We start from the raw sequence: 21,192 nt of genomic DNA, 5'->3' as shown, positions 1-21,192 counted from the left end.
TAAGCGTTTTTAAACTTGTAAATTAGATCAGAAACAGGAGGGGGATTTCAAAATGTCCACGAAAGAAAATGTACAGTTCAGCCCAACACTGCCTTATTCACGGTATGTCGATCCAGAGGTATTCAATGAAGAAAGCAAAAAGATCTTCAGAAAGAGTTGGATTTTGGCAGGGCATGCAAGCCAAGTGGAAAAGGTAGGCGATTTCATGACATTGGATATCGCCGGAGAGCCTATTATCGTTTCTCACGGGACCGATGGTGAACTGCGTGCTTTCTACAATATTTGCCCTCATCGCGGAATGAAAGTAGAAAATGCCGATAAAGGAAATAAGAAAATTTTACAATGCGGATACCATGGATGGACGTTCAAATTAGATGGAAGTGTAAATAGAGCCCCTAATTTTAAAACGAATGAGCTGGGGATACACAGCTGTATGAAATCCATTCGCATAGAAGTTCAGAATGCCATGATTTTTGTCAATCTTGACAAAAATGCACCCCCTATGGCAGAAGCATATCGGGAATTTTTAGAGGAAATGAAAGAGTATCCATTCTTTGATTCACTGAAACTAGTTAGGGAAACCCGCCGTGTGGTAAAAGCTAATTGGAAGGCCATTGTTGACAATTACCTGGAATGTGATCATTGTTCCATTGCTCATCCTGGCTTTGCTAAATCCTTTGATTTAGCAAACTTTTGCACAACGACACATGACAATTTCACCTATCAATATATGACAGCAAGCAAGAATGGCGAAGGGGACCAAGCGCGTTTTTATTGGGTTTGGCCAAATATGATGATTAACGTTTATCCAGGAGACGGAAACGTGAATACCATTCAAGTAATTCCCGTTGATGCTGTGACGTCGTTAGGTATTTATCGGGATTATTCCTTAGATGAAAAAACAACCATAGAAAAAGAAGAATATTTTAAATTTGTTGATCAAGTACGGCAGGAAGATTTTGATCTAGTGGAAAAACTGCAAAAAGGATTAAGTTCCGAGGCATTTACAAATGGAATCTTTTCTCCAACAGAACATGCTGCAGTCTATTTTCATGAACTCATTGAAAATAAGCTCCAGAACTAACCACTGAGCTCTCAATTGGAATGCACTAAAAAAGGAATGTTCATGGAGAATTTGTAAATGAAAAAAACTAAGCAACCAACCAGTGTGATTCGGCAGTTTACCGGAGCATACTGGTTGAGTTGTTTTTTGTGTCGCCTTTTTTGCCTTATTTGTTATGGAATTTGCGAACTTCCTTTTATTTATTCGGAGTGGGAGGATTTGTTCTTCGATTGTTGTTCTTCAGCAAGAAACTCAAGAAAAACATTCATGGCAGTAAGCGGATGCTCATTTACTCGTTTAAAGTAGTTGTTTTTTCTGGCATCTGTTAAATAGTTGCTTTTTTTGATTCTCTCCAACATATATTTTTGACTCATTTTCACTATTTCTCTTTGGTTGTGTTTGTTTTCTTTTAATAAGGCAAATCCTACAGCTCCCACCAATGCATAGATTCCAAGTGCGATTTTCGAGATGGGTAAAGAGTCGTTCTTAAATAAAAGAAAAAAAAGATTAATGATGGAAAAGCCTATCATCACCGTTGAAAAAAAACCGTATTTCATATTTTTCTTCAACATGGGGGACAACTTTAATTGGAGTTGTTCGATTTCGTTTTGCATGAAACCGGGTATATTATTTATTTTGATATTCATTGTTTCCTCCTTATTATCTTGCACCAATAAATAAATGGCACTGTAAAATCGTACTTATTACTGAAATAGGAAAAGGAACCTATATATATCTTATCGTTTGGAAACATGTTTGTCATTTATTATACACTTGGACCTTTTTGAGGGAAAAGTAAACGCAGTGACACATGTGGATGATCAATGGAATGCCCTGTTATATGTGTTGAAAAAAATTCTTGAAGTATGAGGAGTCGAAATACAGATCATTTACCTTAATAAACCAATAGTGGTATGAATGATGAATGAATTATGGTAAAATGGTCCTCAAATGGAAGCTTTATTTTTTGTTTTTTCATTATTAATAGTTATGGATGACCTTCCCGCGCCTTTTTTTGTCATAATTACGTGACTATTGTGGTATTTAGTACTTTTAAATCGAGTTTTGGAACAAATCAATATATAATTAGAAGGCGAGATAGTAGATTCAAAGATTAAGGAGGGACATAGAATGATGGAATGGGCTCTGATCATTTTGTTCGCTGCAGCAGTATTACTGTTCATTTTATCGTTTATTAAAAAGGACTCTGTAAAAGTGGACAGTCAATTGGAACAGATTGCCAGCACTTTTGGGGATGAAATGAATGTATTACAGGAAAAAATCAGGAACATCGAGATAGATGCTGAAATTACGGTGCAAGAGGCAGGCATTTTGGCAATGTCTTCCGAAAAGCGAAACATGTTGCGTGAAGTACTCGACCTACATAAGCGAGGCTATTCATTTGAAAGCATCGCACTTAAGACAAAACAGCCGGAAGAAGAAATAGAACGGATGCTTACTCCTTACATGAAAACGACGAATGAAAGGAGAAATGTGGCCAATGACATCTAAATCAATGCGCAGCTTTGCCGGAGGCCTTGTTGTTGCCGCAGGCTTATGCGGTGCAGTGTACTTCTTTGGTCCAGGTGAAGCGACCGGCACGTCTGAGAAACTATCAGAAGATGAAATGAAAGAGTCTCTGGCTTCAGAAGGGTATGTCATACATTCCGAAAAAGAATGGGAAGATCAGATTGCTGAAGCACAGTCGGTTAAAGATAAGGCGGAGGCGGAAAAAGAAACGGTAAAAGAACCAACGGAAAAAATCATATACCGTACAGTTCTTACTGTGTCTAAAGGCTCGACAAGTATCGATGTGGGTAAAAACCTGCAAAAAGCAAAAGTCATCAAAAATGCCAATGAGTTTTCCGACGCGGTTGAAAAGAAAGGCAAGGCCAACGGATTACGACCTGGAACATATGTGGTGGATAGTGCGATGACTACGGAAAAAATAATTTCCATCATATTTAAATGAACATAAAAATGACCATCGGTAAGATGGTCGTTTCAGACTGTAGACAAACTCGATTTTCATCGAGTTTGTCTACAGTTTTTTTTGCTTGTACAAATTTGGACGTTGATTGGAGACGTTTGCTTAGAGAAGGCTTGAAAGGCAGTCGGCGGAAAGGGAGCAGGTACCTGAAATCAACTGGAACGTTTTTTAAAATGGCTGTTTTCCCATACTTTGTTGCAATATACCAGGTAGTGAGTTGTGGTTGATTTCCCCTCCAGATGCTCGCTTTCCGCGGGGCGGGCGGTGAGCCTCCTCGGCGTAAACGCCTGTGGGGTCTCACCTGTCCCGCTGCTCCCGCAGGAGTCTCGCACTTCCGCTCCAATCAACCTTAAATAGTTTCGTATTAAAAACTCTTTACGAAAAGTGCCTTTAAAATAAAAAGACCTATAATGGAATATGGTGGTCTCAGTTAATTCGCAAAATAGGCGTGAATGGTCTTATCCGAATCCCTTTCACGATTTTTCTGAGGGAATGGATACCATAATTTTAAAACAGACTTGGTTATACACCATGACTTTTTATTCATTTAAATAGAAAGAAACCTCAATAGATTGAAGAAATTTGCGACACTCCTGCCGAATAACTGGCTAGCCGAGACCCCGGAGACGTTTGCTTAGAGAAGGCTTGACAGGCAGTCGGCGGAAAGGGAGCAGGTACCTGAAATCAACTGGCATGCTTTTTTATATTTTTTTTAACTTAATCTTTGTCCGCACTCCAGCCCACACTGCAATGATAAGTCCTCCAATCGTATCCGCGATTAAATCGATCATTGTATCTTTATTTCCCCCGCCTTGCAGTGTCATTCCGAATAATTGATCAGAACTAAATTCGTAGATCTCCCATATGACACCTCCAAGTGCCGAGAAAGAAAGGGTGAACAAAAAGACGAACCAAGGGGATATCTCTTTGCCCGCATTTCTGTATACCAATCGTTCATATAAAGCAATTCCCGTAAAAGCAAGAAGGGAACCGCTTAACAAATGCAAAAATGTGTCCCACCAACCCAGTCCATACCAACCTAAAATAGATCCTAAAAATTGTGAAGCGAATAAGAAGATCAAATAGGAAATGATAATTGGCAAATTGAATTGAAGCTTGGTAAATAAGGCCAGTGAAAGGGGAATTGCCCCACATACCACACCGCCTATCGAAACCAGTGATTTGAAAGTTTCATCGGCTGTATAGTAATAAATAGATAAAGCTCCCATGAAAAGTACATACACTAAACTTAATGAAATAACTAACTTACGATTCATATGATTACCTCAACAAATCATCATAATTTTAATTTTTGTACACTAGAATAAATGGAAATGAGCAGGCCGCCGGTTAGCCCGAAAATTATATCGTACATGGTATCTTTGTTACCGCCTCGCTGCATGGTATGAGTAAAAGTGAGATCTCCCACAAATTCATATATTTCCCAAAAAGCAGTGACACAAGCTGAAAGTGAAAGAACAAAAAGGAAAATGACCCACCTTGAAGTGTCTTTTCTCGCTTTTTGAGGGATGTAAAGTTTATAAAGGGCAATCCCCACAAAACCCACGAAGATGCCTTTGTAGAAGTGAAGTCCAGAGTCCCACCATTTAAAATCAATATAAAAATTTGCGATGGATCCTAAAAATGCCGTACAGAAAATAAAAACATAATAGCCGATTATGATAGGAATGTTAAAGGGATTATTTTTTACAAATAGTAATGAAATGGGCAAGGCACTTACCACTATTCCGCCAAGAGCTACCATCCATCGGGAAGAATCATCTTTTTTGAGGTAGAAGATGAGTAACCCAGTCATGAATGCTATAAATACCAAACTAAAAATAATGATTATTTTATGTTTCAATATACTCACCTCATTCGTAAATATTCATTACGATCATCCAATCGAGCCAGATTGAACCCGGAAAAAATGACTATTTGGAGTATTTTTATGACGTTCATTTAAACTCTCTAACTCACTCAGTATATGATCACAATATTATTGGCTACCATGGTGCTTTTTAAAGATGTTTCTAAATTTAGCCGTTATAAACAATAATAAAGGCATGACCAGACCAAAAGCCGCTGCATGGAATAACCATATATTTTTATTGTATTCCCCGGATGAAGAGACCGTCGGAAAAACAATCAATGAATAAAAAACCATTATCACCCCTAAAGCTGTAGTAAATGGCCGATAATCCTTTATATTGAAAATGTTTGAAAATACGACAACCGAAACATAAAAATACATAACCGTCCTCGTATAAGTTGTGAAAATTCAAATAGTGGCAATTACTGCTTCGATCCGCATTAGGAAATTCCCTACATTTATTTTTTTTGCCATCGTGTAACTTGGAGCAATATTTCTTGCGGTGTTATCGGGTCCAAGAACCAAGATATCTAGCATGATAACCAGAATTAATATGATTCCTCCGATCAAGGTGCCAATATAAAAGGCTTTTCCCCCTTTTTTTCTTTCATTTACTTTTGAAGGGAAAATCATTAAAAACATAACAGGGGAAAGCGTGAACACGCTGACATAAAAAAGTATCGCCCGTATGATCACTACTGCAGCTAACAATATATTTAAAGCTACAAGAGGAGTATCCGGCATCCTAAAAGTTTTAATGAAATTCCCCACATAATAAGTGGTCTCGGCAGCAGTTGAAAAAGACCAGAAGAAAAATGTGAGATTGATCATCTTTCCGACTAACTTACCGAAAACCTTTTCATTTATTTGATCTAAAGCGAGATCAGGATATAAATTTCCAACCCTGATGTAAAACCATACAAAAATTAATGCGATTCCTGTTCCAAATAATGCAGCAAGCCATGCATCCTGCTTTGCAAAACCAGCTAAAGGAGAAGGAGTATGTAAAATAACCGTTCCTACCGAATACAAGAGGATTAAAATCATCAATTGATGTGATGAAATTTTGAAACTACCAGGCATTATTTTTCACCTATTTGTTTGTTCCTTCCTTCTTAATACTCCCTATTTTTGGCTATTCTTGTTCAAGTTATTCACACGGACATCAATTGCCTATCTTCAACAATCCACCCCCGTTACATCAATCGGTCGCGAATTTTCTGCCTTTTTACTGATGTAGCTCTACTATACAATCATAGAATTACTGTCCAAGAGAAAGTAATTTAATTCCTTATTCCCGAACCTTAATGGTTTAGGAACCGTATATTGTTTTAACTATGGCCTAACTTTTCAGTAATTCCTCATAGTACTTGATAGGGACCTTCTTGACTTTCCTGGAAGATATTAATTGCACTGAACGTGTACATTTCCTTTGATATGGCACAATTCTTGCAAATGATTTATTGGTATATCTAATATTTAGAGAAAGGAAGAGGAACTGTTGGACATATTGAAAAATATTTAAGCTCTAGGTTATCAAGCATATTTGATAGGCTTAAATGTCAGAAACTTAATCCGGATTCATAAAGGGCAAGGCGAAGCGGTTAAACTTAAAATGTTAGGAGAAATTAGTATGAAAATACCAGTGGAAAATATAGTGGAGTTAACTGTAGAACATCAATTTTTACAGGCTTTTCCTATATTGAGTCAGTTACGTACAGATTTGACTTTAAAGGAATATCTAGATTTATTAAATGATATGCGTAAGGAGGGTAAACGGTTATTTGCTTTATATCATGATACAAGCATTGTAGCATTAGCAGGTATTAGCTGGCGTGAAGATTCATATAATGAACGCTATGTTTATGTACAAGATTTGGTTACTGATGTAAATCATCGTCCTAGTGGCCTTGGATATAATCTGCTCAGTTATATACATAATTGGGCAAAAGAACAAGGAGCTGAATATATTACATTGGAAGCTTGAAATCGGCGCCTTGTCACCCATATTAGGATGGGGAAGAAGACTTATTGGGCGTAGTCTTTTTATCGTACATATGTACCGGAAATGAAATGTTGCGACTTCAAGAGTGTTGGGAAAATGGGGACAAAACAATTAAGAAGTTGAGTTTGGAAAAATACTTGGAATGAAAACAAGTTGAAGGAAAAAGCTCTTTACTCCCTAATTCTTGCCATCCAAAAATTAGTTGAAAGCTTTTAAAAACTCTGTGGAAATCTGCAGGGTTTTTTTTTGCTCTAAACCATCCCTTTTTCTGTCAATTTAGTCCAATAATGGATTATGCGAATATTGGCAATCTATGCATTTACTCATAGAATGCTTTTATACATAATTTCCAATGGATTTGATTTAGATTGTGCACCCTGCCGAATTGATTCTAAAAGGCAAATTTTTTCCGAGTTTGAAAAGATGGCGGGAAGTGGTTGATAACAATCGTGGATTTAAGGGAAAAAGTGAAATTTTGATAAAAGATTATCATGTATATAATGTTTTTTGCACAGCGATTTATTTTACATACATGGATATAATTGCAAAACGTTAGGAAATAGTTCAGACATCGTTATAAGGGATTTCCAAGCAGGTAAAAATGGGGAAATTAAGTTAGGAATCGTTTACACAGATGGATTAACGGATTCTGCTTCCATCCAGGATTTAATCCTCGACACTTTGATGGTTGAAATTCGGAACTCTGACTTGGACGTAGCGGTCCCTGATTGTTTTGAATTGATAAAATCACATACTCTTCCTGTAGAGGGAATAGTGGAAATAACAGAGTTTCAAAAGCTTTTCAACCATGTTTTATCAGGAGACACGATGTTATTGATGGACGGCTCCCCAAAAGGATTGGCACTCGGCTCGAGAGGGTGGGTCGATCGCGGAGTTCAAGAACCTTCCTCCCAAACAGTAGTAAGAGGGCCAAAGGATGGATTTACTGAAACGCTGCGAACAAATACTGCCTTAATAAGACGGAGAATAAAAGATCCTAACCTTTGGCTTGAAACAAAGCAGATTGGAGAAAAAACGCAAACGGACGTTGCGATTATGTATTTAAAAGGTGTTGCAAATGATAAAACGGTTTCAGAATTGCAAAGCCGGTTAAATCGAATCAATATAGATGCGATTCTTGAGAGTGGATCCATTGAAGAGCTTATTCAGGATGAAGTATACATTCCATTTCCAACGGTTTATAATACGGAGCGTCCTGATGCTGTAGCCGCTGCCATTTTAGTAGGAAGGATTGCGATAATGGTTGACGGAACGCCGTTTGTCCATATCGTTCCAGCACTGATGGTGCATTTTTTCCAGTTCCAGCGAAGACTATTATCAACGGGCAGATATTGCCACATTAATTCGAGTATTACGGTATTTATCCTTTTTCCTAGCTTTGCTAACACCGTCACTTTATGTAGCTGTTTCGACTTTTCATCAAGAAATGCTTCCTACTCCATTTCTCATAAGTCTTCATAACCAATATATATGGTTAGCTTCCGGCAACAACGATCCGAGATATCAATGTCGGGGATCGTTGTTGTGGGAAAATATGCATTTTTGCACTAACATAAAAAGAGTATATATTAGTGCAGCTCCCAACTTTTAACTAAAGCAGGTGCCCGCATCATAAAATAGCCATAATACGACATCAAATTCCAACATATTTCTACTTTTCCATTTTGTATAATGAGATAGAAGAATATTTTTAGGGAGTGATTGTTGTCATATGAAAAACAGGAAGGTTATTTCAACTCTGGGAGTTGCCGTTTTATCGGCGAGTATTGCGACACCAGCATTTGCAGCTAATGAAACATCCCCGGGAACACCCATTCAACAAACTTATTCGGTTTCAGGTTTTACAGATCATGCTGAACTAGGGAAAAAGCTAGAACAAATTGCGAGTGATAGCCAAGGTAAAGTAAAAGTGGAGGTAGCTGGATATTCCAATAGACATAGAGAAATCTATAAAGCAACCGTAGGAACTGGCGACAAAGTCGTTTTCATTCAAAGTGAGATCCATGGGAATGAGAAAACTGGTACGGATGCCATCTTGAATATCTTGAAGTTTTTGGGGACCAACTCACCTGAAGCGGAAAAAATTCGTAAAGAAATTACCTTGGTAGCTTTGCCTAAAATGAATCCCGATGCCGCTGAATTGAACCGTCGCGGAAATGATATGACCTGGGCAGAGGTCGTCGACCAGTTTCCGCAGTTAGCAGGAGCGAATCCATCTTGGAACTACTATACATACAAAAATGAATCATTCGATTATGAGTCCAAACCAGGTTTCGATGTTAATCGTGACTTTAATCCTGATTTAAATTATATTCCCCAAGCTAAAGACTTCCCTGGAAAATCATCCACCCCTGGTTGGTTCATAACACCTGAATCACAAATAACACGTGATGTTTACAAGTCTCTACTGAAGCAATACGGTAAGGTGGAGACTTTTGTGGACCTGCATCACCAAGCTCCCTATTATGAAGTTGATGGAACGGATGATTTAGTCACCTACTCGATTTCCGCTCAATTTGTTCCTGATCCAAGCTCGCCTTCAGGACAGGATTATGCAAAATATGCAAAAAACTATAATTATGATTTTTCCAGACAATTGAATGTGGCGGTATATAATGCCATGAAAGCACAAGGTAATTCTCCATATGGGAATATATCCTTGTATCCGCAAAATCAAAACCTTCCTGGAACGGCTTTAGGAGCCTTTGCTTTAAACGGAAGCGGGACAGTACTCTTTGAAGTTAGAGGTCAAACACAGTCTTTTGGCCAAAAGAAAAAAGGCATGCTCATTAAAGCAGTTGAAAGTGGCCTATATGGAATAATTGATGGAGTTACTGATGGCTCTGTATATAAAATCAATCCGGAACAATACGAGTCAATTCCACTGACGGAGGGCAGGCAATAATTAAAAGTGAGGAAAAGATAGTTTTATAACTTCCAGCCTATATTGAAGTAACCAGACGGAACTCTAGGCAAAGGTGTTCTATCTAAAAGGTAAGACAAAGTTGATTGGAGCGGGTGTACGAGACTCCTGCTTAGAAAAGCGCGCTAGGGGAGACCCCAAAGGCGAAAGCCGAGGAGGCTCCCCCGACCGCCCGCGGAAAGCGAGTGCCCTACGTTCCAATCAACGTCAGACGGGTGTCCGTCTGGTTTTTCTTCATCGGGAACAAAAATGTTTTTTGGTAGAAGAAAACTATTTGGAAACATAGTCATTTTTCACTATTAACATAAAGTAGTAAAAGTGTCAGAATATTATTAATAGTAATTTTTTCTGATTATTATATTTGATAAGGAGGGTTTTTATTGAATTTTAAAAAGAAGGTTCTATCAGTTTCATTATCTAGTTTAATGACGTTAAGCGCAGTAACAGCTGTTGCGTTACCTGTCGGAGCGGTTGGAAATGGTCCCAGTGCTGGAAATGGACAAGTTACAACTTCAAATCTTCATACATATGAAAGCCTGGTGAGCTATCTTGAAACGCAGGATGCTAAACAAGAAAGGCTGGCACTGGAAGTAATCGGGGAAACGGTAAAAGGAAGGGACATTTACCTAGCGAAGTACATCTCAAATCCTAAGAATCCAACCATACTATTTTTAACGCAACAGCATGGAAATGAACAACTGACTACCGAGGGTGCACTCGAATTCATTAAACACCTAGGCACGAACAAGGCTAAAGGTATTTTGGATAATGTCAATATACTGATCATTCCCATGTTAAATGCAGATGGGGCCATGGGAGATGTTAATTTCCCTCTTGATGACTATTTAGCAAAAGGTGATCGGCATTTAACACGGGCAAATGCAAATGGGATTGACTTGAACCGTGAGCATGATAAAAAAACTGATAACATGCAAGTAGAGGTAAAGGCTTTACACGAAAATGTATTTGCGAAATACGATATAGATTACATGATAGATTTACATCATCAAGGGACGCTAAGCGAAACGGACGGTGAACTTGTTTCAGGTTCAATTCTTTATCCTACAAACCCGAACGTAAAGCCTGAAGTGTTAGAAGCCTCAAAAAAATTGGGTGCTGTCGTATATAACTCCATTGAACCAACTGGTTGGGGGCATATTGGTAGGTATGATGGCGGTTCTGGAGAAAATATAGGCCGTAATGGTGCAGCCGTTCGCTATGATATTGCCACACTGCTCTTTGAGATGCGAGGTATGTCGGACCACAATGTCGAGTCAGTAGCGCTTGGACAAAAAAGTAATGGCTATCTAATAAAGCAAACGGTAACCACTTTGGATGCAGCTGTCAGAGCTCTTGCCGATGATTCAATTGAAACTGTAGATGCAAGCTTTTGGGACACCCTGCCAACACAATCCAATCGTCCCGGGATAGAATCGGACGAATAAAATGAAGACACATTCCATTCTTTCAGATGGGATGTGTTTTTTTATTTTCCTACACCGATAGACGAAGTTTTTATATGGAATGATTTATAGTCGAAATAGCAGGACAAGGATAAAGATGACATAGAAAAAAAGGCATCTGCTTTCACCTAAGATGCTCAGTTTGTCGACAAAAGGGGGTTCGGAATGATTTCACATAGAACCATGATTTTAAAGGAAGATTAGATGATCCTTAATGTTTTTTTCTGTTTAATGAAATCCTCAATAGATGGAAGAAATTTGCGACACTCCTGCCGAATAATTGGCGGATTTCTGAAATCAGGTTGAACATTTTTAAAGAAAAAAGACTGTAGACAAATTCACTTTCTTCGAATTTGTCTACAGTCTGAGCATCTGTTTTCATAAACAGGTGCTTTTTGAATTTCAGGACTTTATTTTGTACTTAGACTTTTATATCATTGGCTTGGATCTATCTGATCGATTAATAGTATCGGCCTATATGGCCAGTGTTTGTCCTATAAACTTTTTTCGGCTGAATTCTCCTTTTTTTCTTCTTCTTTTAGTTGTAAGGCTACTAGACTGGCAAAGTCATGAATGATGGTGGCTGCCAATAGTGATGTAATTTGTGTTGGATCATACGGCGGGAGGACTTCCACCAGGTCGAACCCAATAAAGTTGAATCCTTGCAGAGAGCGTATCATCTCAAGGGTTTCAAAGCTATTTAGACCGCCGACCTCCAATGTGCCAGTTCCAGGAGCGCAGGATGGATCGACAAAATCAATATCGAATGTCAAGAAACATGGTGTATCCCCAATGGTTTTCTTGACTTCCTTCACGACATCTTCGATTCCTCTCTTCTTCAGCTCGGGCGTAGTTATCACATTGTACCCTAGTTCTGTACTGGAATCTAAATCTCCTGGATGATTGAGCGTACCTCTGATGCCAATCTGGAAAACTTTATCCGTTTGGAGCAAGCCTTCCTCATATGCACGGATAAACGGGGAACCGTGCCAGTATTTTTCTTCGTAATAAGTATCCCAAGTATCTGTATGTGAATCAAAATGAAGAAGTGCAACAGGACCGTGGATTTTTGCGGCTGCTCTAAGATTGGCCAATGTTACGGAATGATCTCCTCCGATGCCTATTGGAATGATCCCGTTTTTCATCAAGTCTGACATAGCCTTTTCAATTAACTCATAGCTTCGATGTATATTATGGGGAATCACCGAAACATCCCCTATATCAATTGCATTACATTCATCAAAAGGAAATACCTTGTGAATGGGATGATAAGGAAACAACGTCATGGATGCTTGGCGGACTGCCTGTGGAGCAAACCGGGCTCCTACCCTGAATGAAGCAGCTGTATCAAAAGGCATACCTACCACTGCCAATTTGGCATTTTCCCTTGAAGAAGGTAAGCGCATAAATGATCCGGTGGTACAAAACTCTGGTTTAACATCAGGTGATAAAGGATATTTCATTTTTCTATTCCTCCATTTTCTTATAGCTTAATAATTTTGAAACTCATTTAAATGAATTCCTATTAGATGATTAATCATGCAATTACCATGCCAAGTCACTGTGAGTGATTTAATGAGGGTTTTTACCAGATAACATGGGCTTTGTGTATGCAAAGGCGAATAAGTTATGGGAAATTGAATCGCCGATGAAGAGATACTGAAAGACTTCATATCTGTGAATCAATCATTTGCCGGTAAGAATACAGGAATTAAGGTGTTTTTCGTTTGTCGAAATAAACCGAAATCATATGGCACAGAAATTGCATAAAGGTATACAGGTAAAACTTTTAAAAAAGAGGGAGGCATGGGGATTATTCTAGTTAAGAAATTGAACTCAATAGTTTGAAAGCGGTTTCAAGGAGGAATGATAGGTGGAAAATGAGGTTACATTGAAAAGATCACTGAAATTATGGCAAATCGTTATGATGGGGTTAGCATATATGACCCCCATGGTCGTATTTGATACATTCGGCATTGTATCTGGGATTACGGGCGGCCATGTGCCGACTGCCTATATCGTTGCATTGGTGGGGATGCTTTTTACAGCTGCGAGCTATGGAAAACTTGTAAAGGTTTTTCCTGCTGCAGGTTCTGCCTACACTTATACGCAAAAGGCGATAAACCCGCATTTAGGATTCCTGGTAGGATGGTCTTCGTTGTTGGACTATTTGTTTTTACCTATGGTCAATGCATTGTTGACCAAAATTTATTTGACAGCATTATTTCCAGGAGTTCCTACATGGATTTGGGTAGTATTGTTCGTAGCAATCGTCACCATTCTCAATCTCAGGAGCGTCAATGTACTTGCTAACTTTAATGCGCTTTTTGTTTTAATTCAGATTGCCATCATGGCAGTGTTCATCATTCTTGTTGTCAAAGGTTTGAATGATGGAGAAGGTACAGGAGAAGTGTTTACATTAATGCCTTTCGTAAATGAAGGGATGGACTTCTCGGCCATAATAACCGGGGCTACGATCCTTTGTTTTTCCTTTTTGGGATTCGATGCGGTAACGACACTATCTGAGGAAACGCCGGATCCGAAAAAAACGATTCCAAAAGCGATATTTTTAACTGCGCTATGGGGTGGAATCATCTTCATTACCGCATCTTTCTTTATTCAGCTCTTTTTTCCGGATATATCCCGTTTTAAGGAACCGGATGCTGCATTACCGGAAATCGCCCTTTATGTAGGCGGGAAGCTATTTCAATCCATTTTTCTTTGTACGACTTTCGTCAATACGCTAGCCTCGGGACTAGCATCACATGCCAGCGTTTCCCGTCTTTTGTATGTTATGGGCCGTGATAAAGTGTTTCCGGAAAAATGGTTTGGATTCATTCATCCCAAGTGGAAGACACCAGCCATTAATGTACTCATAGTTGGAGTCATTTCAATGTCGGCTTTATTCTTTGATTTAGTGACAGCAACGTCACTGATCAACTTTGGTGCATTAATGGCATTTACCTTTGTAAATCTTTCAGTGATCAGCCATTTTATCATTCGGGAAAAGGAGCACCGAACGATAAAGGGTTGTATTAAATACTTAATTATGCCTTTAATTGGAGCTATAGCAATTGCCATTCTATGGATCAACCTTGAGACAAGTTCCTTAATAATGGGGACAAGTTGGTTCATTATTGGTTTTTGTTATCTATTATATATCACAAAGGCATTCAGGAAGGCACCGCCCCAATACCAAGTTGAAGAAATTCAGCTATAAGACTTTGCAAGGAAAAACGCATCCGACAAGGATGCGTCAGAATGTAGACAAACTCGATGAAAATCGAGTTTGTCTACATTTTTTTTGGCTTGTACAAATTTGGACGTTGATTTCCACTTCAGGCACTCGCTTTCCGCGGGAGGTCCGGGAGCCTCCTCGGCGCAATTACGCCTGTGGGGTCTCCCTTAGACTCGCTATTCCCGCAGGAGTCTCGCACCTTCCGTTCCAATCAACTATGTTTAAAATTTTAGATGGAAGCTCCTTTTGTCTACAAACTGACGCATCCGATAAGGATCGTTTTTTTATATGCAATCCTGAAATGCCTATGAATTAATACATACCAAGCCTCTTAACGAAATGTAGTAAAACACATCCTTAAGCAGGCTATCTTCTTAGGCGTAGAATTTCTTCACGTGCTTTTTGATAGTTATCCATGGTTTTTTTATCGATTCGATGAAAAACACTTAAGTAAAGAGCATCAACCATGTTAAGTTGCATGATTCTAGATGCTATACTACCGATTCGTTGATCATGTTCGATGTCAGGAAAACAAAGTTGTATACTTGCTATTTTCAATAAAGGAGACTTTGTATAAGCGGTTATTGCCAATACTGGTACGTTTATCTTTTTCGCATATGAAGCCATCTCCAATATATCTTTTGTTTTTCCTGATGTGGAAAAAATGACCAATGCGTCTTCTGGTGTGAAATTGGAAATATAGGAAATAACTGTATGAAAGTCAGTGTTCATTCCTGTAGTAACGCCAAGTTTAGCAAATTTATTACTAGCATCCAATGCAGCCGTAGAGGAGCCCCCAACACCAAAAAATGCAATTTTCTTTGCTAGGCTTAAGCATTCTACTGCTTTTTCAAACTCTTTTTTGTTAAGCGTTTGTACTAAAGAGTCTAAAGCGAATTTATTGCTCATAGTTACTTTTTGGAAAAGTTGATAGGGCGTATCATTTTCACGCAGTAAAGAAAGATCATTAATGTTGTCATTATTTGAACTCATTTCTTTCACCAATGTATGTTGAAAGGTTTTAAAGCTGTCTATACCCATTCTTTTACAAAAACGGACAACACTAGCTTGGGAAACATTTGCGTTGGTTGATATTTCAGAAATCGTGTAAGTTTGCACCAAATCCGCATGGTCCAATATATATTTGGCTACTTGCCGTTCAGCACGAGACAAGGAATCGGCTTTTTCATTTATTTTTTGTAATAAAGTTAAGCTCATGATATGTCTCCTTTATTAAATATTTTATTAAATGATGTAAATCCCTATTGTTTCATTTATATCATAAATGAAATGTTTTTTGCACATAATGCAAAAAAAAATGCCATAAAAGAAATTTTATTTCTTATATTTTTAATAAAACATTGATTTTTTAATTCTTTTCCAATAAGATTGACTTGTGTGAATATTCAAAAAAATCAAATGTAAGGAGGAGATAGTTTGAATCGGGCCATTTTACTTGTAAGTCATGGGAATTTAGCTTCGACTATGAAAGACTGTGTAGAGCTTATAGCAGGGAAACAGAAGCAACTCTTTGCATTGAGCATGGATGATCAAGTAACGTTAGATTCATTTGCAAGAGAACTGGAATCGGCAGTCAATCAATTGTTGGATTGGTACAAAGAAATAATCATTCTGGCAGATATTAAAGGGGGTACCCCATGCAATGCAGCTACACTTCAAGTGTTGAAAGATAGCCGGGTACAAGTAATCGCTGGTTTTCATTTAGGTTTAGTTATTGAATCTTGCCTTTCATCTGTAAGTCCCGAAGAGCTTATAGCTAATACCTCTATGAGTATTAGCTATATAAACTCTACAGTTAACCCCATAAAGGAGGAATTGTAATGAGTATCGTTGTTACCCGTATCGATGAACGACTCATACATGGGCAAGTTGCTTATTCATGGAGTGTTGCTTATCAAGTCACAGAATTTATTGTAATTGATGATAGGGTTGCAACCGACCCTACACAACATTTGTTACTAAGCTTGGCAGTACCTTCGGGGAAAAGACATGCTATCCTTTCTGTCGAAGATGCAGTCAAATATCTGGTTGAGCAGTCTGATCAGGAAAAAACGTTTATTGTAGTAAAAAGTCCTCAAGTCCTTTTATCTCTCATTGAAAAAGGTATCATTCTGCCTTCTATAAATGTAGGCGGCATGTACTATAAAGTAGGAAAACAGGAAATAAGTAAAACAGTCTATTTGGATGAAGAAGATAAATCTATTTTTCTCAAGATTAGAGATCACGGGATCCCCTGTGAGATCAGAACCTCTCCTAATGATAAATCGATTGATTTATTCACCAAGATTTAATGGTCGAAAAGGTCGTCAGAGTAAAAAGGGGGAGGAAAAGTGGAAATTGAGTTAATATCAGCGATTTTGTTAAGTGGTTTTGTTGCATTTCTCATGACCGAAAATTATGGATATGGATATTGGATGATTAGCCGTCCCATTTTTGCTGGGCCATTGTTGGGACTAATAATGGGAGACCTACAGACTGGATTGATTGTAGGGGCAAGTGTGGAATTGATGTTTATGGGGGTCTTGCCCATTGGAGGTAGTGTTCCTCCTAATGCACAAATTGCTGGTCTAATTGGGACTATTTTCGCGATTAGTGCTGGGGGGAAGCCTGAGGTTGGAATTGCTCTGGCATTACCAATCGGTATTTTAGCACAATTTTTAATCATGCTAGCTTGGAACTTTAATATTTATCTAGTGCATCGGGCAGACAATGCTTTACAAGAGCTAAATCTAAAAAGGGCAGAACGGCTTCACCTTTTTGGAATAATCGTTTTTTTTACAGTGATGTTCATTCCAACTTTTTTAGCCGTTTATTTTGGTAGTGAATTTGTAAATAATATCGTAGGCTCAATGCCTTCTTGGTTTATGGAAGGGTTAAAGATTACAGCAGGGATCCTACCTGCAATTGGAATGGCCATGCTCCTGAAAATGATGAACTTCAAGAAGTTTTGGTCATTTTTCCTAATTGGATTTGTTCTGGCAGTCTACTTGGAACTAAATGTACTTTCGATAGCCTTTTTGGGTCTTGGAATCGCGGTCAGCATTACAGCAGTGGGAACGAAAGGAAATGATAGTGGAATTTCCCGTGATTCCTCCCGCAAGAGTACAGCTAAAACGACGATTCTGACAAGGAAAGATTTAATGAAAACATTCTTCCGCACTTTCTTCAGTATGACGTCTATAAATTATGAGCGTTATGGCAGTTTAGGATTCTGCTATGCGATATTGCCGGCACTCAAAAAACTCTATCCAAATAATCAGGATTTAAAAGAATCGGTTGTTCGTCATAATGAATTTTTTAACTGCCATCCGTATACTTCCAATGCCATCATAGGTGTTACTCTTGCACTTGAAGAACAACGGGCACAAGGTAATCCCATCACATCTGACACAATTTCTTCTACGAAAGCCGCATTGATGGGACCGCTCTCCGGAATTGGCGATTCTGTTTTTAAAGCAACTTTTATGACCATTTTTGCTGCAATCGGCGCTGGTTTGGCGTTGGATGGAAATTCACTTGGACCCATTATATTTATTGTGCCAAACGTCTTGCTCAATATTTTTTCTCGTTACTACGGTATTGTCTATGGGTACCAGTTTGGGATAAGCCTCATCCTTAAAATGAAAGACTCTGATGTGCTAAATAAGTTTGTTCAGGGAGCTACCATTGTAGGATTAATGGTAACAGGATCAATGGTAGTGAATTTTGTTAAAGTGGCCGTGGCTGCTAAATGGAACTTTGGTGGAAAAGAAATAAATTTACAAGAACTTCTTGATTCAATTTTACCTGGGCTTTTACCACTCCTCTTAACACTTGGTTTCTTATGGGCATTACTTAAATATCAAAAAGCTATCTACTGGTTAATCCTCCTTTGCTTTATGGTAGGATTAGCTGGTAAATTCTTGGGGGTTGTTTAGGTGGTAATTATGGATAAAAAAAACGTACTGGAATCTATTAAGAATGGATTGATAGTTTCGTGCCAGGCTAGAAGGGGATGGCCGATGTATGGGGCGGAAATCATGGGCGCATTAAGCAAGGCTGCAGAAAAGGGAGGCGCAGTTGGTATTAGGGCTACCGGGCCAGAAAATATTAAAGCGATTAAAAAGGTAACAAAATTGCCTGTATTAGGTATTCACAAGCAATGGACCGAAGAATGTGAAGTATATATTACTCCTACCTATGAAAGTGCTATAAGCATTATTGAGGCTGGAGCGTCAATCGTAGCATTAGATGGGACTCAACGAAAGCGCCCCCATGGAGAAACGGTAGAAAGAATCATAGGTAAAATCAATAGTGAGCATCCCAATATTTTAGTGATGGCAGATTGTGCGACTTTTGAAGAGGGACTAATCGCAGAAAAATTCGGTGCTGATATAATATCAACCACATTGTGTGGGTATACAGAGGAAACAAAATACGTGAAGGAGGTTGATTATGACCTTATTCGAAAACTCTCTTCTGCCTTAAATATCCCCATCATCGCTGAAGGGCATATTCATACGAAAGATCATGCTAGAAAAGCTATTGAAAGTGGAGCTTTTGCAGTCGTAGTAGGAACGGCCATTACTCGCCCGGAAATTATCACAAAAAGGTTTGTAGATGAGTTAAACCTGTTGGTTGGAAAATAGAGGTTTCAATATATATTTTGAGTATTTTTTAAGCTAAACAGTAGGTTCCTAGGATTGACTGCGGTGGATTAGATTTGTACCATCATTTGGCATCTGCTACAGGTCAACACTTTCTTTTTCAGGATAAACAAAAAAAGAGCACTCAATGAATGTTTATACATTTATCTGGTGCTTTTTTTTGTATTTAATCATCACTTTTTACATATGCAAATCTGAATTGCTTATGAATTAATACATATGTCCTGATGATTGTATGTGTGATATGGGTGAGGACAGATGGCGGTATGGTGCCATTCATACAATATCCTCAAAGCTGGCATGAAAGTTGCTTAATAAGTAATAAGAATAAAAGTGAGGTGCTAAAATGTCAGAGGAAATTAAGGTTATTGAAAAACGTCAATTGGATAATCCACTACAAGAATTCCAGGATATCTTAAAAGAAGCGATTCATGTTTTGGACTATCCAGAGCAGGTTTTTGATTTTCTGAAAGCGCCAATGCGTTTTCTGGAAGTCTGTATTCCTATTCAAATGGATAATGGCGAGACAAGGATGTTTCAAGGGTATCGTGCTCAACATAATGATGCAGCCGGTCCAACGAAAGGGGGAATCCGGTTTCACCCGGATGTCACTCCTGAAGAAGTTAAGGCATTGGCCGGATGGATGAGCTTGAAATGCGGAATAACCGATCTTCCATACGGAGGGGCAAAAGGCGGCATTGTGTGTGATCCGAGACAGATGAGTTCATCTGAGCTTGAACGATTAAGCAGAGGGTATGTCAGGGCAGTAAGTCAAATAGTGGGCCCTACAAAAGATATCCCGGCACCAGATATGTATACGAATTCACAAATCATGGCCTGGATGCTGGATGAATATGATCACATCAGGGAATTCGATTCACCTGGCTTCATTACAGGAAAGCCTCTGAGATTAGGAGGATCGAAGGGCAGGGAAAAAGCCACTTCCAAGGGCGTATTATATACACTTCAAATGATTTGTGATTTAAAGGGGATTCCCATTGAAGGCATGCGGGTAATCATCCAGGGATTCGGGAATGTTGGCAGTCATTTAGCATTGTATTTACATGAAATGGGGGCAAAGGTTGTCGGAATAGCGGATGAACTTGGAGGTTTATATGATCCGAATGGATTGGACATTCCTTACCTTTTGGAGAACAGGGACTCTTTTGGGGTCGTTTCGAACTTATACAAAGATTCATTATCCAATCAAGAATTATTGGAAAAAGAGTGTGATGTGCTGATCCCCGCAGCCATTAGCGGAGTGGTGAATAAGGATAATGCAAAACGACTAAAATGTGAAATCCTGATTGAAGCAGCAAATGGGCCGACGACAAAGGAAGCGATCAAGATTCTCGATGATAAAGGTATAGTGCTAGTCCCGGATATTTTGGCGAATTCAGGAGGGGTGATTGTCTCGTATTTTGAATGGTGCCAGAACAATCAAGGTTATTACTGGACGGAAGAGCTTGTAGATGAACGATTGAAGGAAAAGATAACGGCCAGCTTTTTGAATGTCTACCATACTTCACAAAAATATTCCGTGAACATGAAAGTGGCTGCTTATATTGAAGGGATTCGCAAAATAGCAGAAGCATCCCAGCTTCGGGGGTGGATCAGGTTCTGAACGAATTAGGGTTTACAAGAAAGGAGGCAATCCGTTGAATTTTGATATTCTTTCCGAAAATAAAGAAAACCAGGCTATTCATCATTATTGCTTATTGTCACAAGATTATAGATATGATGTAACCATTGTATATTCGGCCCAGTTTTTCGGTAAAGCAATGGTGACTTCCATGCAAAGCGGAAGAATGATCCTGCTTTGTGCCAATGATATTAATTTAGATCAGTACTGGGCTCCGACCCTTGGCATTGAACAAGAAGATATATCTGAGTTCCAAAACTTTCTAAGGTTAGTTTTACAAACCCCATTTCACTTTGAAGAATACTGA

Annotated in this window: 22 protein-coding genes; 15 read left to right on the top strand and 7 right to left on the bottom strand. The window is 38.7% G+C overall.

Going from position 1 to position 21,192, the window contains the following annotated elements:
- Positions 1-52: 52 nt before the first annotated feature.
- A complete protein-coding gene (locus tag NYE65_RS01925; RefSeq protein WP_340859658.1) occupies positions 53-1,084 on the top strand; it encodes an aromatic ring-hydroxylating oxygenase subunit alpha in 1,032 nt (343 codons plus the stop codon).
- Positions 1,085-1,263: 179 nt separating this feature from the next.
- Here the strand turns inward: NYE65_RS01925 and NYE65_RS01920 are convergent, their stop codons facing one another.
- On the bottom strand, positions 1,264-1,710 hold the full coding sequence (locus NYE65_RS01920) for a DUF5392 family protein (protein ID WP_328176748.1): 447 nt from the start codon (positions 1,708-1,710) through the stop codon (positions 1,264-1,266).
- A 484-nt stretch (positions 1,711-2,194) separates the two neighbouring features.
- Between NYE65_RS01920 and NYE65_RS01915 the strand changes: the two genes are divergently transcribed.
- Positions 2,195-2,575, top strand: a complete 381-nt coding sequence (locus NYE65_RS01915; protein WP_222619893.1) for a hypothetical protein — start codon at positions 2,195-2,197, stop codon at positions 2,573-2,575.
- Positions 2,565-3,035: an endolytic transglycosylase MltG gene (locus tag NYE65_RS01910; RefSeq protein WP_057277853.1), complete on the top strand. Its 471-nt coding sequence runs from the start codon at positions 2,565-2,567 to the stop codon at positions 3,033-3,035. Before NYE65_RS01915 ends, NYE65_RS01910 begins: the two co-directional genes overlap by 11 nt.
- Positions 3,036-3,754: 719 nt before the next feature.
- Here NYE65_RS01910 and NYE65_RS01905 read toward each other — a convergent pair.
- The 4 genes from NYE65_RS01905 to NYE65_RS01890 all read right to left on the bottom strand — a co-directional run bounded on the left by NYE65_RS01905 (position 3,755) and on the right by NYE65_RS01890 (position 6,009).
- Positions 3,755-4,330 carry a hypothetical protein gene (locus NYE65_RS01905; protein ID WP_328178588.1) on the bottom strand — a complete coding sequence of 192 codons (576 nt, stop codon included), beginning with the start codon at positions 4,328-4,330 and terminating at the stop codon, positions 3,755-3,757.
- Between the two features lie 20 nt (positions 4,331-4,350).
- Entirely contained in the window at positions 4,351-4,926 is a 576-nt protein-coding gene (locus tag NYE65_RS01900; protein WP_340859654.1) for a membrane-spanning protein, read from the bottom strand.
- Positions 4,927-5,052: 126 nt separating this feature from the next.
- Positions 5,053-5,307 carry a hypothetical protein gene (locus NYE65_RS01895; protein WP_328178590.1) on the bottom strand — a complete coding sequence of 85 codons (255 nt, stop codon included), beginning with the start codon at positions 5,305-5,307 and terminating at the stop codon, positions 5,053-5,055.
- 27 nt (positions 5,308-5,334) lie between these two features.
- Positions 5,335-6,009 carry a GerAB/ArcD/ProY family transporter gene (locus tag NYE65_RS01890; protein WP_340859653.1) on the bottom strand — a complete coding sequence of 225 codons (675 nt, stop codon included), beginning with the start codon at positions 6,007-6,009 and terminating at the stop codon, positions 5,335-5,337.
- Positions 6,010-6,559: 550 nt separating this feature from the next.
- Between NYE65_RS01890 and NYE65_RS01885 the strand changes: the two genes are divergently transcribed.
- From NYE65_RS01885 to NYE65_RS01865, 5 genes are all read left to right on the top strand, one after another.
- On the top strand, positions 6,560-6,913 hold the full coding sequence (locus NYE65_RS01885) for a GNAT family N-acetyltransferase (protein WP_057277857.1): 354 nt from the start codon (positions 6,560-6,562) through the stop codon (positions 6,911-6,913).
- Between the two features lie 525 nt (positions 6,914-7,438).
- Positions 7,439-8,413: a spore germination protein gene (locus NYE65_RS01880; protein ID WP_328178592.1), complete on the top strand. Its 975-nt coding sequence runs from the start codon at positions 7,439-7,441 to the stop codon at positions 8,411-8,413.
- On the top strand, positions 8,295-8,543 hold the full coding sequence (locus NYE65_RS01875; protein ID WP_328178605.1) for a spore germination protein: 249 nt from the start codon (positions 8,295-8,297) through the stop codon (positions 8,541-8,543). The genes NYE65_RS01880 and NYE65_RS01875 overlap by 119 nt, the downstream gene beginning before the upstream one ends.
- 120 nt (positions 8,544-8,663) lie before the next feature.
- On the top strand, positions 8,664-9,857 hold the full coding sequence (locus NYE65_RS01870) for a M14 family zinc carboxypeptidase (RefSeq protein WP_340859651.1): 1,194 nt from the start codon (positions 8,664-8,666) through the stop codon (positions 9,855-9,857).
- 398 nt (positions 9,858-10,255) lie between these two features.
- Positions 10,256-11,320 (top strand): M14 family zinc carboxypeptidase, encoded by a 1,065-nt coding sequence (locus NYE65_RS01865; RefSeq protein ID WP_328178594.1) that lies wholly within the window; start codon positions 10,256-10,258, stop codon positions 11,318-11,320.
- A 512-nt stretch (positions 11,321-11,832) separates the two neighbouring features.
- On the opposite strand, the gene speB is transcribed toward NYE65_RS01865, so the two are convergent.
- A complete protein-coding gene (speB, locus tag NYE65_RS01860; RefSeq protein WP_034307776.1) occupies positions 11,833-12,801 on the bottom strand; it encodes an agmatinase in 969 nt (322 codons plus the stop codon).
- Between the two features lie 410 nt (positions 12,802-13,211).
- Here speB and NYE65_RS01855 point away from each other — a divergent pair, with 410 nt between their 5' ends.
- Complete coding sequence (locus tag NYE65_RS01855) at positions 13,212-14,558, top strand: APC family permease (protein WP_340859649.1); 1,347 nt, start codon at positions 13,212-13,214, stop codon at positions 14,556-14,558.
- A 384-nt stretch (positions 14,559-14,942) separates the two neighbouring features.
- Here the strand turns inward: NYE65_RS01855 and NYE65_RS01850 are convergent, their stop codons facing one another.
- Complete coding sequence (locus NYE65_RS01850; RefSeq protein ID WP_445670441.1) at positions 14,943-15,797, bottom strand: MurR/RpiR family transcriptional regulator; 855 nt, start codon at positions 15,795-15,797, stop codon at positions 14,943-14,945.
- 216 nt (positions 15,798-16,013) lie between these two features.
- Here NYE65_RS01850 and NYE65_RS01845 point away from each other — a divergent pair, with 216 nt between their 5' ends.
- The 6 genes from NYE65_RS01845 (at position 16,014) to NYE65_RS01820 (ending at position 21,192) form a co-directional block, all read left to right on the top strand.
- A complete protein-coding gene (locus NYE65_RS01845; protein WP_268591162.1) occupies positions 16,014-16,418 on the top strand; it encodes a PTS sugar transporter subunit IIA in 405 nt (134 codons plus the stop codon).
- Positions 16,418-16,888, top strand: coding sequence for a PTS system mannose/fructose/N-acetylgalactosamine-transporter subunit IIB (locus tag NYE65_RS01840; protein ID WP_262871336.1), 471 nt, complete (start codon positions 16,418-16,420; stop codon positions 16,886-16,888). Before NYE65_RS01845 ends, NYE65_RS01840 begins: the two co-directional genes overlap by 1 nt.
- A 39-nt stretch (positions 16,889-16,927) precedes the next feature.
- Entirely contained in the window at positions 16,928-18,514 is a 1,587-nt protein-coding gene (locus NYE65_RS01835; RefSeq protein ID WP_223255929.1) for a PTS system mannose/fructose/sorbose family transporter subunit IID, read from the top strand.
- A gap of 9 nt (positions 18,515-18,523) precedes the next feature.
- On the top strand, positions 18,524-19,225 hold the full coding sequence (locus NYE65_RS01830; protein ID WP_063577687.1) for an N-acetylmannosamine-6-phosphate 2-epimerase: 702 nt from the start codon (positions 18,524-18,526) through the stop codon (positions 19,223-19,225).
- Between the two features lie 364 nt (positions 19,226-19,589).
- Positions 19,590-20,867, top strand: coding sequence for a Glu/Leu/Phe/Val family dehydrogenase (locus NYE65_RS01825; RefSeq protein ID WP_053535500.1), 1,278 nt, complete (start codon positions 19,590-19,592; stop codon positions 20,865-20,867).
- Positions 20,868-20,901: 34 nt separating this feature from the next.
- On the top strand, positions 20,902-21,192 hold the full coding sequence (locus NYE65_RS01820) for an SAV0927 family protein (RefSeq protein WP_034307765.1): 291 nt from the start codon (positions 20,902-20,904) through the stop codon (positions 21,190-21,192).

The sequence above is a fragment of the Peribacillus sp. FSL R5-0717 genome, from assembly GCF_038002945.1.
Classification (GTDB): Bacteria; Bacillota; Bacilli; order Bacillales; family DSM-1321; genus Peribacillus; species Peribacillus frigoritolerans.
Note: the sequence above shows the minus strand (reverse complement) of the source record. Positions and strands in the feature narration are given on the sequence as shown.

Bases quoted from the DNA above. Each gene is read 5' to 3' on its own strand.
- NYE65_RS01925 (WP_340859658.1), top strand. From the start codon at position 53: ATGTCCACGAAAGAAAATGTACAGTTCAGCCCAACACTGCCTTATTCA.
- NYE65_RS01920 (WP_328176748.1), bottom strand. From the start codon at position 1,710: ATGAATATCAAAATAAATAATATACCCGGTTTCATGCAAAACGAAATC.
- NYE65_RS01915 (WP_222619893.1), top strand. From the start codon at position 2,195: ATGATGGAATGGGCTCTGATCATTTTGTTCGCTGCAGCAGTATTACTG.
- NYE65_RS01910 (WP_057277853.1), top strand. From the start codon at position 2,565: ATGACATCTAAATCAATGCGCAGCTTTGCCGGAGGCCTTGTTGTTGCC.
- NYE65_RS01905 (WP_328178588.1), bottom strand. From the start codon at position 4,330: ATGAATCGTAAGTTAGTTATTTCATTAAGTTTAGTGTATGTACTTTTC.
- NYE65_RS01895 (WP_328178590.1), bottom strand. From the start codon at position 5,307: ATGTATTTTTATGTTTCGGTTGTCGTATTTTCAAACATTTTCAATATA.
- NYE65_RS01890 (WP_340859653.1), bottom strand. From the start codon at position 6,009: ATGCCTGGTAGTTTCAAAATTTCATCACATCAATTGATGATTTTAATC.
- NYE65_RS01885 (WP_057277857.1), top strand. From the start codon at position 6,560: ATGAAAATACCAGTGGAAAATATAGTGGAGTTAACTGTAGAACATCAA.
- NYE65_RS01870 (WP_340859651.1), top strand. From the start codon at position 8,664: ATGAAAAACAGGAAGGTTATTTCAACTCTGGGAGTTGCCGTTTTATCG.
- speB (WP_034307776.1), bottom strand. From the start codon at position 12,801: ATGAAATATCCTTTATCACCTGATGTTAAACCAGAGTTTTGTACCACC.
- NYE65_RS01840 (WP_262871336.1), top strand. From the start codon at position 16,418: ATGAGTATCGTTGTTACCCGTATCGATGAACGACTCATACATGGGCAA.
- NYE65_RS01830 (WP_063577687.1), top strand. From the start codon at position 18,524: ATGGATAAAAAAAACGTACTGGAATCTATTAAGAATGGATTGATAGTT.
- NYE65_RS01825 (WP_053535500.1), top strand. From the start codon at position 19,590: ATGTCAGAGGAAATTAAGGTTATTGAAAAACGTCAATTGGATAATCCA.